This is a genomic window from Mycolicibacterium nivoides, from assembly GCF_003855255.1.
In the GTDB taxonomy this organism is placed as follows: domain Bacteria; phylum Actinomycetota; class Actinomycetes; order Mycobacteriales; family Mycobacteriaceae; genus Mycobacterium; species Mycobacterium nivoides.
Map to the genome: position 1 here is coordinate 4,102,855 of NZ_CP034072.1, position 14,510 is coordinate 4,117,364.

Below are 14,510 nucleotides of genomic sequence, written 5' to 3' on the forward strand. Positions count from 1 at the left end.
CTGCATTAGTGACGACGTGGTCGAGAGTACCTAGACGCGGGCGTCAATTCCCCGGCAGTCGACCAATTACGGGCTTGAGATCAGGAGGCCCGGGCCTGCGAGCGCAGCTCCAGCCTGCGCAGCACGTCGCCGCCCAGAACCCGCGCATCCTGGCCCGGCGTGGCCGGGATGAGGGTGACGCCGTCGGCGACCTCGGCGGCCTCGATGTCGGCGATCAGACCGGTCAGGCCGTCAACAGTCCCGACGTACCGCACCTCGGCCTCGGGTCCGGCGACCGTCAGGCTGCAACGCGCTGAGCGGTAGTCCCCGGCCACCGCGACGGTGACATCGAGGATCACGGAGAGGGCCTCGTCCTCGGACTTGAGACCGGACCGGATCCGGCGCGCCTGGGCCAGGTCGGACGCAGAGATGCGCGCCGTCGGCTCGTCGCCGTCGGTCAGCTCGGTCCAGGTCTCGTCGTCCGCCACGAATATCCGCACCCCGGCCACGCTAAGTGCAAATACCGCACCTGCCCAGAGTTACGTTCAGGCGGAATGCAAGGAACTAACGCGCGTCCCGCACCCGCGTCTTGTACAGACTCGCGACGGTGGTGATGGCCAACGTCACCACGATCACGCCGAGGCTGGCCAGCGTCGGGATCTCCGGGACGTGCACCGGCTCGCCGCCGTTGATGAACGGCAGTTCGTTCTCGTGCAGTGCGTGCAGCACCAGCTTGACGCCGATGAAGGCCAGGATGAACGCCAGCCCCTGCGACAGGTACACCAGCCGCTTGAGCAGGTCACCGAGCAGGAAGTACAGCTGCCGCAGGCCCATCAGGGCGAACACGTTGGCGGTGAACACCAGGTAGGGCTCCTGGGTCAGCCCGTAGATCGCCGGGATCGAGTCCAGCGCGAACAGCAGGTCGGTGGTGCCCAGCGCGACGATCACCAGGAACATCGGCGTCATCAGCCGCTTGCCGTTCTCGTGCACCCACAGCTTCAGGCCGTCCCACTGGTCCGTGGTGCGCAGGTGCTTGCGGGCGAAGCGCACCACGCCGTTGTCGCCGTCGTCGTCGTGGTCGGTGTCACGGACCAGGTTGATCGCGGTGTACACCAGGAATGCGCCGAAGATGTAGAACACCCAGGAGAACTGGTTGATGGCCACCGCGCCGAGCGCGATGAAGACACCGCGGAAGATCAGCGCCAGGATGATGCCGACCAGCAGGGCCTGCTGTTGATACACCCTCGGCACCTTGAAGCTGGCCATGATGATCAAGAAGATGAACAGGTTGTCGACCGACAGGCTGTATTCGGTGAGCCATCCGGCGAAGAACTCCAGCCCGAACTGGCTGCCGTGGAAGTACCAGACCCATACGCCGAAGGCCACCGCCATGCCGATGTAGATCGACAGGTACGTCGCAGTCTCACGTGTGGTGGGTTCGTGTGGGCGCCGCCCGATCACGATGACGTCGAACAGCAGAACGGCGATCGTCACAGCGAGGGTGACAATCCATTCCAGCTGGGTTACCTGCATCAAAAATCCTCCGGTCGTCAGAACGCCGGAGGTCTCTTCCACCGGAAACACGCACCGGTCCGCGACACCGATCGATCATTGACGACCGACGTGATGACGACATCGCAGCGAAGGAATACTCCCCTCCGCCGACCAGTCTGCCTGACGGATCCCACGAACCGAAATCGAACCGGCACGCCGGGCCGACCCGCCGTGCGCCACTGGGCCGTCGCGGCGGGGGCTTAGTAGTTTGTACTCGTGACAGCTCCCGCCGGTCCGCACGAGATTCCTCCGCAGTACGTGCTATCCCCACTGGCCCCCGAGCCGCGCACGCTCGTCGACATCCTGCACGACACGGCCCGGCGTTTTCCCGACGCGCCCGCCCTCGACGACGGCGCCGTCCAGCTGACCTACGCCGAGCTGATCGCCGACGTCGCCGACAGCGTGGCCTGGCTGGCGGCGCGTGGAATCGGCCGCGGCGACCGGCTCGGAATCCGGATGCCCTCGGGCAGCTATGCGCTGTACGTGGCGATCCTGTCGGTGCTGGCCTGTGGTGCGGCCTACGTCCCGGTCGATGCCGACGACCCCGACGAACGGGCCGAGCTGGTGTTCGGCGAGGCCAATGTGGTCGGCGTGATCACCGAGGCCGGCCTGGTGCGCGGGCCCGGTTCGTCGCGGGGCTGGCGAGCCGCCGAGCCGCTGGGGCGCGATGACGCCTGGATCATCTTCACCTCGGGATCGACGGGCACTCCGAAAGGTGTGGCCGTCACCCATCGCAGCGCTGCGGCGTTCGTCGATGCCGAAGCACGAATGTTCCTGCAGGACAACCCGATCGGCCCGGGAGACCGGGTACTGGCCGGACTTTCGGTCGCCTTCGACGCGTCCTGCGAGGAGATGTGGCTGGCCTGGCGGCACGGCGCCTGCCTGGTGCCCGCACCGCGGTCACTGGTGCGCAGCGGCATGGACCTGGGCCCATGGCTCGTCTCGCGGGACATCACGGTCGTCTCCACGGTGCCGACCCTGGCCGCATTGTGGCCGGCCGAGGCGCTGGAAGCGGTACGGCTCTTGATCTTCGGAGGCGAGGCCTGCCCGCCCGAGCTGGCGGCCCGGCTCGCGGTGGACGGCCGCGAGGTGTGGAACACCTACGGCCCCACAGAGGCGACCGTCGTGGCCTGCGCCGCACAGCTGGACGGCCAGGGACCGGTCAGCATCGGCCTGCCGCTGGCCGGCTGGGACCTGGCGGTGGTGGACAAAGACGGCCTGCCGGTGGCGATCGGCGACGTCGGCGAACTCGTGATCGGCGGAGTGGGTCTGGCCCGCTACCTCGACCCCGACAAGGACGCCGAGAAGTACGCGCCCATGCCGACGCTGGGCTGGAACCGCGCCTACCGCAGCGGCGACCTGGTACGCCTGGAGGCCGACGGCCTCTACTTCCAGGGCCGCGCCGACGATCAGGTCAAGGTCGGCGGCCGTCGCATCGAACTCGGCGAGGTCGACAACGCGCTCGTTCACCTGCCCGGCGTGAGTGGTGGCGCGGCGGCGGTACGCAAGACCGCCAGCGGCACCCCGCTGCTGGTCGGCTACATCGCCAGCACAGACCCCGATTTCGACCTGGCCGCCGCCCGGGCCGCACTGTCGGAGTCGCTGCCGGCCGCCCTGGTGCCCCGGCTGGTGCTGCTCGACGAACTCCCCACCCGCACGTCGGGCAAGGTGGACCGCAACGCACTGCCCTGGCCGCCGCCGGGAGATGCCGATCAGGACGCCCCGCAGCTCGACGGCACCATGGGCTGGCTGGCCGGGCTGTGGCGCGACGTGCTCGGCACGCCCGTCGAAGGGCCGGAGGCCGATTTCATCGCGCTGGGCGGCGGTTCACTGTCCGCCGCGCAGTTGGTCGCGGCGCTGCGCCAGCGCTACCCGCTGGTGACCGTCGCCGACCTCTACGACCATCCTCGGCTCGGCTCACTGGCCGGCTATCTCGACGAGCTCAGGCCGCCGCCGCAAATCCAGATCCGCGAGGTCAAACCGACGCCGCTGCTCACCCAGGCCGCACAGGTCGCGTTGTCGCTGCCGTTGGCCACCCTCACCGCCATGCAGTGGGTGGTCTGGCTGGCGCTGCTGAACAATGTGGCCGCCCAGACGGGGATCGTGTCCTGGGCGCATCCGCTCAGCTGGTGGTGGGTGTTGGCCGGATTCCTGCTGTTCGTCACTCCCCTGGGTCGCATGGGCATCGCGGTGCTGTTCGCCCGGATGCTGCTAACCGGACTAGAGCCCGGCACCTATCGCCGCGGCGGGCTGGTCCACCTGCGGGTCTGGATCGCCGAGCGGTTGGCCGATGCCAGCGGCGCGGAGAACCTGGCCGGTGCGCCGTGGATGGTCTACTACGCCCGCGCCCTGGGCAACAGCGTCGGCAAGGGCGTCGACATGCACTCGGCCCCGCCGGTCACCGGGATGCTCAAGATCGGCCACCGCGCCTCCGTCGAGCCCGAGGTGGACCTGACCGGGCACTGGATCGACGGCGACCTGTTCCACGTCGGACCGGTGTCGATCGGCAACGACGCCACGATCGGTGCCCGCACCACCCTGCTGCCCGGTGCGAGCGTCGGCAAGAACGCCGACGTCGCCCCCGGATCGGCCGTGGTCGGCAAGGTGAAGAACGGTCAGTTCTGGAAGGGCTCGCCCGCCGTGAAATCCGGCAAGGCCCGCCACCCCTGGCCCGACCACCGGCCGGGGCGCGCCCCGGTGTGGGTCGCGGTGTACGGCGTGTCCTCGCTGCTGCTGGCCGGCCTGCCGCTGCTGGCCCTGGCCGCGGGCCTGGCCGTGATCGTCTGGGGCGTGCACGACACCGCCTCACCGGCCGACGCCCTGCTGCCCGCGCTCGCGTGGACCCCGGCCGCGGCGGCCGTCGCGCTGCTGACCTACGCCGCGCTGACTGTGATCGGGGTGCGCATCCTGTCGGTGCGGCTCTCGGAGGGGTATCACCCTGTGCGCAGCCGGGTGGGCTGGCAGTTGTGGACCACCGAACGCCTGATGGACGCGGCCCGCAACTACCTGTTCCCGATCTATGCCAGCCTGCTCACCCCGTGGTGGCTGCGGCTGCTCGGCGCGAAAGTCGGTAAGGACACCGAGATCTCGACCGCCCTGTTCACCCCCAAGTTCACCGAGGTGCAGGACGGCGCGTTCCTGGCCGACGACACCATGGTGGCGTCCTACGAACTGGGCGGCGGCTGGATCCACGTCGCCAAGGCCACCATCGGCAAACGCGCCTTCCTCGGCAACTCGGGCATCACCCAGCCGGGCCGCAAGGTGCCCGACGACGGTTTGGTGGCGGTGCTGTCGGCCACGCCGCACAAGGCCAAAGCCGGCTCGTCGTGGCTGGGCAGCCCACCGGTTCGGTTGCGCCGCAACGCCACCGCCGCCGATGCGCTGCGCACGTTCCATCCGTCGCTCCGGCTCAAGATCATGCGCTCGGCAGTCGAGACCTGCCGGTTGATCCCGGTGATCGTCACCTTCGCGATCGGCGTCGCCGTGCTGGGCGCGATACAGGCGGTGACGATCCGGTTCGGCTTCCTGTGGGCCGCACTGTCCGGAGGTGTCGTGCTGCTGGTCGCCGGGCTGGTGGCCGGAACCATCGCGGTGATCGCAAAGTGGTTGGTGGTCGGCCGGATTCGCGCGGTCGAACATCCGCTGTGGTCGTCGTTCGTGTGGCGCAACGAGGTGTCGGACACCTTCGTCGAAACCGTCGCCGCACCCTGGTTCGCCCGGGCCGCCAGTGGCACCCCGGTGATGAACCTGTGGCTGCGCGGACTGGGCGCCTCGATCGGCCGCGGCGTGTGGTGCGAAACCTACTGGCTGCCCGAAGCCGACCTGGTGGCGCTGGACACCGCCGCCACCGTCAACCGCGGCTGCGTCGTGCAGACGCACCTGTTCCACGATCGCATCATGCGGTTGGACAGCGTTGTGCTCGAAGAGGGTTCGACGCTGGGGCCGCACTGCGTGGCGCTGCCCGCGGCCCGGCTGGGTGCCGGCGCCACGGTCGGCCCGGGTTCGCTGGTGATGCGCGGTGACGAGGTGCCGCCGTCGACTCGCTGGCAGGGCAACCCGATCGCGCCGTGGAACATGTTCGGCAAGAAGCGTGCGGCCGACAAGGCCGCCGAAAAGTCCGCCAAGAAGACAGAAGACCCCGCCGCGTGACCCGATCGAAGAAGGCTGCAAAGAAATTGGCACCCGCGCCGGTTATTGACCCGTATCTGCCGCGCAACGGCAATTTCGGGTACCGGGTGTCGCGCTACGAACTCGACCTCGAGTACAAGGTGGCGATCAACCGGCTGGCGGGGACGGCCACGATCACCGCGGTGACCTTGGCCGCGCTGCGCAGCTTCACCCTCGACCTGTCCGACGCCCTGGCGGTGTCGCGGGTGTCGGTGAACGGCCGCCGCCCGGCCCAGTACCGATGTTCGGGCGGGAAGCTGTCGATCACCCTGTCCACGGCATTGCCGGCCGGGGCCGCGATGACCGTCGTCGTCCGCTACAACGGAACCCCGCGCCCCATCGAGTCCTATTGGGGGGACGTCGGTTTCGAAGAACTGTCGAACGGGGCCCTGGTGGCCGGCCAGCCCAACGGGGCGGCTTCCTGGTTCCCGTGCGACGACCATCCCAGCTCGAAGGCGAGCTACCGGATCCAGATCAGCACCGACAGCCCCTACTACGCCCTGGCCAACGGCGAATTGATCTCCCGCAAGGCGCGCGCGGGGCACACCGTGTGGACCTACGAGCAGGCCGAACCGACGTCGAGCTACCTGATCACCCTGCAGATCGGCCAGTACGAGAGCCAGCGTCTGACCAAGACCCCGGTGCCGATGCACGCCGTGCTGCCGGCCCGGTTGCGCCGCGAGTTCGACCACGACTTCGAGCACCAGCCGCAGATGATGAAGTTGTTCATCAAGCTGTTCGGCCCGTACCCACTCGCCAGCGGCTACACCGTGGTGGTCACCGACGACGATCTCGAGATTCCGCTGGAGGCCCAGGGCATCTCGATCTTCGGGGCCAACCACTGCGACGGGCACCGCGGCGCCGAACGGCTCATCGCCCATGAACTGGCCCACCAGTGGTTCGGCAATTCGGTGACGGCGCGACGCTGGCGCGATATCTGGCTGCACGAGGGTTTCGCCTGCTACGCGGAATGGCTGTGGTCCGAGCATGCCGGCGGCCACACCGCCGCGGAATGGGCCGAGCACTATCACGAGCGGCTGCGCGACAAGCCCCAGGATCTCCTGCTGTCCGATCCCGGGCCGGAGGACATGTTCGACGACCGGGTCTACAAGCGCGGCGCGCTGACCCTGCACGTCCTGCGCACCCGGATCGGTGACCGGAATTTCTTTGCGCTGCTGAGGGATTGGACGGCCCGCTACCGGCACAGCACCGCGTTCACCGACGACTTCACCGGGCTGGCCGCCGGCTACACCGACGAGCCGCTACAACCGCTGTGGCAGGCCTGGCTGTATTCCAAAGAGCTGCCGGACCTGTGACCGACGCCGGCGGCGCCCCCGCCACAGGACCCATCACGCGCAGCAGCGTCGCCCGCGTCGGACTGGCGACGGCGATCAGCGCGCTGTGCGGTTACGCCGTGCTGTACCTGGCCGCGCGGGACCTCGAACCCGCAGGCTTCTCGGTGTTCAGCGTGTTCTGGGGCGCGTTCGGCCTGGTGACCGGGGCCGCCAACGGTCTGTTGCAGGAGGCCACCCGTGAGGTCCGCTCGTCTCGGCACCGGGATCTCAGCGGCGGGCCCACCACCCACCCGATGCGGATCGCCGGGCTGGTCGGTATCGCCGCGGCCGTGGTGATCGCGGTCAGCTCACCGCTGTGGAGCTCGCACGTGTTCGTCGAGTCACGGGGCCTGAGCGTGGTGCTGCTCAGCGTCGGGCTGGCCGGATTCTGTCTGCACGCCACACTGCTCGGAATGCTCGCCGGGGTGAACCGCTGGACCGAGTACGGGGCCCTGATGGTCACCGACGCCGGGATCCGGGTGGCCGTCGCCGCGGCGACGTTCGTGCTCGGCTGGGGGCTGGCGGGGTTCCTGTGGGCCACCGTGGCCGGGGCGGTGGCCTGGCTGATCATGCTGATCGCGGCACCCGCCGCGCGTCTGGCGGCTGGGCTGCTGACCGCGGGCAATCCCGCGACGTTCCTGCGCGGGGCCGCGCATTCGATCGCCGCGGCCAGCGCCAGCGCGATCCTGGTGATGGGTTTCCCGGTGCTGCTCAAGGCCACGTCGGGTGATCTGGGTGCGGCCGGCGGTGTGGTGATCCTGGCCGTGACACTGACCCGCGCTCCGCTACTGGTGCCGCTCACCGCGATGCAGGGCAATCTGATCGCGCACTTCGTCGACCAGCGCGACAAACGGCTGCGGGCACTGCTGGCCCCCGCGGCCGCGGTGGCCGCACTGGGCGCGGTGGGTGTGGCTGCCGCCGGCCTGCTGGGGCCCTGGCTGCTGCGGGTGGGATTCGGCGACGAGTACCGGGCGGGCGGCGCCCTGCTGGCCTGGCTGACCGCGGCGGCCGTCGCCATCGCGATGCTGACCCTGACCGGCGCCGCGACCGTCGCTGCCGCCCTGCACCGGGCCTACGCGCTGGGCTGGATCATCGCCACGGTCGCCGCGGTGGCACTCCTGTTGCTGCCGCTCGGATTGGAGGAGCGCACCATCATCGCGCTGCTGTGCGGACCGCTGGTGGGAATCGCGGTTCACCTGGGCGCGCTGGCGAAGCTGGCCCTCAAATGACCGTGTAGTTTGGTGCCCATCGACATGCGCTTTCAGGACGTTTGGATCGTCATCCCCGCCTTCAACGAGGCGAGCATCATCGGCGACGTCATCTCTGACGTGCGCTCGGTTTTCCCTAACGTGGTGTGCGTCGATGACGGCAGCCGCGACGACACAGCGGATCTGGCATTCGCCGCCGGCGCTCACGTGGTCCCGCATCCGGTGAACCTGGGCCAGGGAGCGGCGATCCAGACCGGGGTGGAGTACGCCCGCAGCCGGCCCGGTGCCCGGGTGTTCGCGACCTTCGACGCAGACGGGCAGCACCAGGTCAAAGACGTGATCCGGATGATCGATCGGCTCGATACCGACAATGTCGATCTGGTGGTGGGTACCCGGTTCGCCGGCACGGTCACCCACGTCCCGCCACTCAAGCGCGTCATCCTGCGCGCCGCGGCGTTTCTCAGCCCGCAGAGCCGCAGCCTCGGCCTGACCGACGCCCACAACGGACTGCGGGTGTTCAACAGGAATGTCGCCGACGCACTCAACCTGACCATGAACGGCATGAGCCATGCCGGCGAATTCATCGCACTGGCCGCTGAAAACCATTGGCGGGTCGCCGAGGAGCCGGTCGAGATTCTCTACACCGACTATTCGAAGTCGAAGGGACAGCCGCTGCTCAACGGCGTCAACATCGTCTTCGACGGGCTGTTGCGCAGGAGGATGTCGCGGTGAACTGGATTCAGGCTCTGCTGATCGTCTCGGTGCTGGCGCTATTGGCCTACCTGCTGGGATCCCGCCGCAGCGCACGGTCCAAAGCGTGGGTCAAGGTCGGCTTCGTGCTGTTCGTGGCGGCGGGCATCTACGCCATCCTGCGGCCCGATGACACCACGATCCTCGCGAATTGGCTTGGCGTGAAACGCGGTACGGACCTCATGGAGTACGTGCTCATCATCGCGTTCGTGTTCGTCACGCTGTCGACGTACCTGCGCTTCAAGGACATCGAGCTGCGCTACGCCCGGCTGGCCCGGTCCGTGGCCCTGCAGAACGTGCGAGTGCCGGAAGACACCTAGCGGCTGAGCAACGCCGCCAGCATTTCGATCCTGGCGTCCTCCAGCTCGGGCATCGGCAGAACGCGGCGCACCATGGCTGCCCCGTCGAATGTGTTGATCACGATGGTCAGCATCACGGCGAAAACATCCTCGGGGAACTGATCCATCCCGGGCGCGGCCTTGGCGATTTCGTAGATGCTGGCGATGTACTCGGCAAGCACGGTCTGCAGTGCGGCCCTCAGCTTTTCGTCGGTGCGCGCCGCCATGAGCAGCTCGTGCCACACGGTGTTGGTGTCACTGCCCGCGATGTCGCGCAGGATCCTCAACTGCGCCGGCAACGGCGGCTGCTCGGCGGCGATGTCCGCGCCCAACTTGCTGCCCAGCTCCAGCTGACGCCGTGCCACCTCACGGGCGGTGGCCGCCATGAAGTCGCTCATGGTGGGGAAATGCCGGAACAGCGCGCCGTCGGAAACCTTGGCCCGCTTGGCGATCACCGCTGCCGAGGCCTTGGCGTAGCCCACCTCGATGATGGTGTCGATGGCGGCGTCGAGTAGTCGTGCGACGGTTTCCTCGCGGCGCTGCTGCTGGGTTCTGGCCATCTCAGACCGGCGTATGGTCCAGTTGCTCAGCACCGGCCCGCAGGTAGCGCCCTGATTTCACCGACACACCGTAGCCCTCCCGGAACTCGCCGTTGCGGAACACCACCACGCCGTTGACGGCGGTGGCGACAACGGCGTCGTCGCTGCGGTTGACCATGCGGCTCAACCCGCCGTAGAACGGGACCGATTCCTCGTGATACGCCTCGACCGTGTCGTTCAGACCGGCGGGGTCGATCACCACGAAGTCGGCCCGGTCACCTTCGCGCAGCGTGCCGGCCGAGACGCCGAACCAGTCGGCCACCTCGGCGGTCAGCCGGTGGACGGCGTGCTCGGTGGTCATGAACGGCTTGCCCGCCAATTGGGCGTCGCGCACCCGCTTCAGCAGCTTCACCGAGTAGTTGTAGAACGCCATGTTGCGCAGGTGCGCACCGGCATCCGAGAAGCCCATGTGCACCGACGGGTCCTTGGCCAGCCGGTCGAGATACTTGGGACGGTTGTTGGCCACGATGGTCGTCCAGCGAACATTGCGCTCACCGTTGTCGACGAGCACGTCGAGGAACGCGTCGAGTGGGTGGATGCCGCGCTCGTCGGCGATCTGACCGAAGCTCTTGCCGATCAGCGTCTTGTCCGGGCATTCGACGATCGTGGCGTCGTGGAAGTCGCGGTGCCACAACGTCGGTCCGAGCACGCGGCGGTCGAACGACTTGCGGAACCGGCGGCGGTACTCCGGGTCTGCCAGCAGCTTGTTGCGCTCGAATTGGTCCTTGAGGTGCAGTGCCGCGGTACCCGCACCGAACTCTTCGAACACCGGGAGATCGATTCCGTCCGAATACAATTCGAACGGCACGGGCAGATGCTGGAAACGCACATTGGCACCGAGGACGCGGTTGAGCAGTCGGACGCCCGGCCCCAGCACCCGCACCGCACCGGGCGAGGACTTCGCGTCGGCCGAGACCAGCAGACTCATCCGGACGCCCCGGCGACGGCCGAACAGGCCACTGCTCTCCAGGAAGAAGTTCAGCGCCTCATGGATTTTGGCGACGTTCGGCGCGCTCTGCAGCATCCGTCCACGCTTGCGCAGCACCTTGATCAGACGCCGGCGCTCACGCCAGGTCGCGAACGTCGACGGCAGCGCGCGGGACCGGAAGCGGTCCCCGTCGAGCTTGTCGATCGCCGCGTCCATCCCGGACATGCCGAGCATGCCCGCTTCGAGGGCCTCGTCCAGCCTGGCCGCCATGGTCTCCAACTCGGCGTCGGTCGGCATGACCCCGCGGGTGGTGGCCCGGTCCAGCCCCAGCACCGAGGCCCGCAGATCCGAATGCCCCAACAGCGACGCGATGTTCGGGCCGAGCGGCAGCTCGTCGATGACCTTCACGTATTCGGCCGGACCCGACCAGGTCTTGTGCTGCTGCAGGGCGCCCAGCACGAACTGACGCGGGACCGCCTCGACGCGGCTGAACAGGTCGGCAGCGTCCTCGGTGTCGGAGTAGACCGTCGACAACGAACACATGCCGAGCAGGACGGTGGTCACGCCGTGCCGCACCGATTCCCGCAGACCCGGATCGAGCAGGATCTCGGCGTCGTAGTGGGTGTGCACGTCGACGAAGCCGGGCAACACCCATTTGCCGCCTGCGTTGATGACATCCGGGCAGTCGGTCTCATCAAGGGGTGTGGCCGACACCGCGACCACTACCCCGTCGCGAATTCCCAGCGTGCGGACCTGAGGCGGGGCGCCGGTGCCGTCGAACCACAGGCCGTTGCGAACGATGACGTCGTAGGACATGACGCAACGCTAAACGAGAAAGTGAGTACTCACAATCTTTTAGCGAGAATTACTCCGGAAGTATTCGACCGTCTTGGGGATACCCGCGGCCAGATCCACCTGCGGCCGCCAGCCCAGCACATCCCGAGCCCGGCGGATGTCGAGCTGGGAACGACGCAGGTCACCGAGTCGCGGCGGGTGCATCTCCGGTTCGTCTGCGACACCGACGGCCAGGGCGATCGCGGTGTGCATCTCGCGGGTCGAGGTCTCCACCCCGGTGCCGACGTTGAACCGTTGGCCGCCGCCGTCCGGCCCGGACGCCTTCACGAAGGCGTCGACCACGTCGTCGACGTACACGTAGTCGCGGGTATCGGAGCCGTCACCGAAGATCTTGGTGGGCCGCCCGGCCAGCAGCGCCTGGGCGAAGATCGCCACCACGCCGGCCTCGCCGTGTGGATCCTGCCGCGGGCCGTAGACATTGGCCGGGGCGATGTGCGAGCAATCCAGGTTGTACAGATTGCGGAACATGTTGAAGTACACCTCGCCGGCCACCTTGCTCGCCGCGTACGGCGAGGCCGGATTGGTCGGGGTGTCCTCGCCCGTCGGATAGGACGGCGGGGTGCCGTACACCGAACCACCCGAGGACGTGTGCACCACCTTGCGTACGCCGGCCTGACGGGCCGCCTCGGCCAACCGGACCACGCCCACCACGTTCACCGTCGAGTCCAGTTGCGGATCGTCCACCGACCGCTTCACCGAGATCTGGGCGGCCAGGTGGAAGATCACCTCAGGCTGGGTGTCCTTGAGCAGGCCCAGCAGATCCGCATCGACGATGTCGGCCTTGACGAAGTCGAAGTCCTTGTTGCTGTCGGCGCTCTGCAGATTGTCGATGCGGCCCGAGCTCAGGTCGTCGAGTCCGACGACGCTGTGCCCGTCTGCCAGCAGCCGATCGACCAGCGTCGATCCGATGAAACCTGCCGCTCCTGTCACCAGTGTTCGCACGGCCACACCATACCGACGGCAACTAGGGCCCCGCTGTGTCCGTACAGTCGGCAAGAGTGAACAAGGTCGCCCGCACTGCTGCTGCGCTGATCGCGCTGCATCTGGTGGTCCGGGCGATCCTCGCCTTCGGGGGCTATTTCTACTGGGACGATCTGATCCTGATCGGCCGGGCCGGGACCCAGAATCTGCTGTCACCGTCCTTCCTGTTCGACGATCACGACGGCCACGTCATGCCCGCCGCGTTCCTGGTGTCGGGGGCCGTCACCCGGCTCGCACCGTTCTCCTGGGTGCTGGCCGCGGTGAGCCTGGTGGTGATGCAGCTGCTGGCCTCGCTGGCGTTGCTGCGGGCACTTTGGGTGATCCTGGGCTGGCGGCCGGTGCTGCTGGTGCCGCTGACGTTCGCGTTGTTCACCCCGCTGGCATTGCCCGGGTTCGCCTGGTGGGCGGCGGGGCTGAACACACTGCCGATGCAGGCCGCGCTGGCATGGGTGGTGGGTGAGGCCGTACTGCTGGTGCGGACCGGGTCGTCGCGGCACGCCGTCACCGGTGTGCTGGTTCTTCTGGGCGGGCTGCTGTTCTTCGAGAAGGCCGCGGTGATCCCCTTCGTGGCGTTCGCGGTGGTGGCTCTCCTGGGATACGTCACCGGGACTTTCAGCGTGCGTGAGGTGTGGCAGCGCGGCCTTCGGCTGTGGGTCGCGTCCCTGGCCCTGATCGTGGCGTGGATCGGGGTCTACCTCGTCGTCGTCGATCAGAAGCGGTGGAGCTTCGACCTGGCCATGACCTGGGACCTGCTGAGCCGCTCGTTCACGCACGGCATCGTGCCCGGACTCGTGGGCGGGCCATGGTCGTGGCAGCGATGGGCGCCGGCCTCCCCGTGGGCCACGCCGCCGGTTTCCGTGATGGTGCTGGGCTGGGCGGTCTTGGTCGTCGCGGTGGCGGTGGTGCTGGTCCGCAAGACCCGCATCTGGCCGGTGTTGGTCGTGGCCCTGGGCTACGCCGTGGCCTGCCAGATCCCGATTTATCTGATGCGCTCGTCCCGGTTCACGGCGTTGGAGCTGGCGCAGACTCTGCGCTATCTGCCCGATTTGGTCGTGGTGCTGGCGCTGCTGGCTGCCGTGGGGTTCTGTGCGCCGAACCGGGATTCACGGTTCTCCTCCTATCTTTCGGCCTCGCGGGCGCGCACTGCCGTATGCGTCGGTCTTGCAGTGCTTTTCGTGGCAAGCAGCCTGTATTCGACCTCCACCTTCCTGAAGGTCTGGCAGGACAATCCGGTGCCGGCCTACCTGAACAATGCCCGAGCGTCGCTGGCGTCCACCTCATCGGCCGCTCCGCTGCTGGATCAAGAGGTCGATCCGCTGATCCTGCAACGCGTGGCCGCGCCGGAGAACCTGGCCAGCCACATGTTCGCCCTCGCCTCACCGCGCCCCGAGTTCGCTTCGGCGACAACCGATCTGCGGATGTTCGACCGTACCGGGACGCTGCTTCCCGCGAAAGTGACGTGGGTGCGCACCATCGTCGAGGGTCCGGAGCCCAAATGCGGATTCCTGGTGCAGCCCGACGAGCCCGTCGTCATGCCGTTGGACGGGCCGCTGCTGCCGGCCGACTGGACCACCGAGATCAACTACCTGGCCAACAGCGACGGCTCATTGACCATGGCCCTGGCCGAAGGGCCTGAAGTGAAGGTGCCGGTGCGGCCCGGGCTCAACCGCGTCTTCGTCCGCCTGCCAGGCGCAGGGCAGTCCATCACCGTGCAGGCCAACACCGCCGCCCTGTCGGTCTGCATCTCCCCCGGACCCGTCGGATTCCTGGCACCGAGGTAGCTCAGGTGCTGAGATACTGAGCGTTGACTATCGGGA

Annotated in this window: 11 protein-coding genes; 6 read left to right on the forward strand and 5 right to left on the reverse strand. The window is 68.0% G+C overall.

The window, feature by feature from the left end; genetic code table 11:
• Positions 1–80: 80 nt before the first annotated feature.
• The gene (locus tag EH231_RS20025; RefSeq protein WP_090430381.1) at positions 81–488 is read right to left on the reverse strand and encodes a hypothetical protein; all 408 of its coding nucleotides are present in this window, start codon (positions 486–488) and stop codon (positions 81–83) included.
• A gap of 55 nt (positions 489–543) precedes the next feature.
• A complete protein-coding gene (locus tag EH231_RS20030; protein WP_090430839.1) occupies positions 544–1,512 on the reverse strand; it encodes a TerC family protein in 969 nt (322 codons plus the stop codon).
• A 237-nt stretch (positions 1,513–1,749) separates the two neighbouring features.
• Between EH231_RS20030 and EH231_RS20035 the strand changes: the two genes are divergently transcribed.
• The 5 genes from EH231_RS20035 to EH231_RS20055 are packed head-to-tail and all read left to right on the forward strand — an operon-like array spanning position 1,750 to position 9,312.
• A complete protein-coding gene (locus tag EH231_RS20035) occupies positions 1,750–5,682 on the forward strand; it encodes a Pls/PosA family non-ribosomal peptide synthetase (protein ID WP_124713152.1) in 3,933 nt (1,310 codons plus the stop codon).
• Positions 5,679–7,016, forward strand: coding sequence for a M1 family metallopeptidase (locus EH231_RS20040; protein WP_124713153.1), 1,338 nt, complete (start codon positions 5,679–5,681; stop codon positions 7,014–7,016). The genes EH231_RS20035 and EH231_RS20040 overlap by 4 nt, the downstream gene beginning before the upstream one ends.
• Positions 7,013–8,263, forward strand: coding sequence for an MATE family efflux transporter (locus EH231_RS20045; protein WP_124713154.1), 1,251 nt, complete (start codon positions 7,013–7,015; stop codon positions 8,261–8,263). The genes EH231_RS20040 and EH231_RS20045 overlap by 4 nt, the downstream gene beginning before the upstream one ends.
• 24 nt (positions 8,264–8,287) lie before the next feature.
• Positions 8,288–8,974 carry a polyprenyl-phospho-N-acetylgalactosaminyl synthase PpgS gene (locus EH231_RS20050; protein WP_124714336.1) on the forward strand — a complete coding sequence of 229 codons (687 nt, stop codon included), beginning with the start codon at positions 8,288–8,290 and terminating at the stop codon, positions 8,972–8,974.
• Positions 8,971–9,312, forward strand: coding sequence for a DUF2304 domain-containing protein (locus EH231_RS20055; protein ID WP_124713155.1), 342 nt, complete (start codon positions 8,971–8,973; stop codon positions 9,310–9,312). Before EH231_RS20050 ends, EH231_RS20055 begins: the two co-directional genes overlap by 4 nt.
• Here the strand turns inward: EH231_RS20055 and EH231_RS20060 are convergent.
• From EH231_RS20060 to EH231_RS20070, 3 genes are read right to left on the reverse strand one after another with little or no spacing between them, the layout of a single operon-like run.
• A complete protein-coding gene (locus tag EH231_RS20060) occupies positions 9,309–9,890 on the reverse strand; it encodes a TetR/AcrR family transcriptional regulator (RefSeq protein WP_090430371.1) in 582 nt (193 codons plus the stop codon). The two genes, EH231_RS20055 and EH231_RS20060, sit on opposite strands and share 4 nt — an antisense overlap.
• Position 9,891: 1 nt before the next feature.
• Positions 9,892–11,673, reverse strand: a complete 1,782-nt coding sequence (locus EH231_RS20065; protein WP_124713156.1) for an N-acyl-D-amino-acid deacylase family protein — start codon at positions 11,671–11,673, stop codon at positions 9,892–9,894.
• Between the two features lie 39 nt (positions 11,674–11,712).
• Positions 11,713–12,654 (reverse strand): GDP-mannose 4,6-dehydratase, encoded by a 942-nt coding sequence (locus tag EH231_RS20070; protein WP_170856358.1) that lies wholly within the window; start codon positions 12,652–12,654, stop codon positions 11,713–11,715.
• 56 nt (positions 12,655–12,710) lie between these two features.
• Here EH231_RS20070 and EH231_RS20075 point away from each other — a divergent pair, with 56 nt between their 5' ends.
• The gene (locus EH231_RS20075) at positions 12,711–14,474 is read left to right on the forward strand and encodes a hypothetical protein (protein WP_124713157.1); all 1,764 of its coding nucleotides are present in this window, start codon (positions 12,711–12,713) and stop codon (positions 14,472–14,474) included.
• Positions 14,475–14,510 lie beyond the last annotated feature (36 nt).

Excerpts from the sequence above, each read along its gene's own strand:
- EH231_RS20030 (WP_090430839.1), bottom strand. The coding sequence starts at position 1,512 with ATGCAGGTAACCCAGCTGGAATGGATTGTCACCCTCGCTGTGACGATC.
- EH231_RS20050 (WP_124714336.1), top strand. The coding sequence starts at position 8,288 with ATGCGCTTTCAGGACGTTTGGATCGTCATCCCCGCCTTCAACGAGGCG.
- EH231_RS20060 (WP_090430371.1), bottom strand. The coding sequence starts at position 9,890 with ATGGCCAGAACCCAGCAGCAGCGCCGCGAGGAAACCGTCGCACGACTA.
- EH231_RS20065 (WP_124713156.1), bottom strand. The coding sequence starts at position 11,673 with ATGTCCTACGACGTCATCGTTCGCAACGGCCTGTGGTTCGACGGCACC.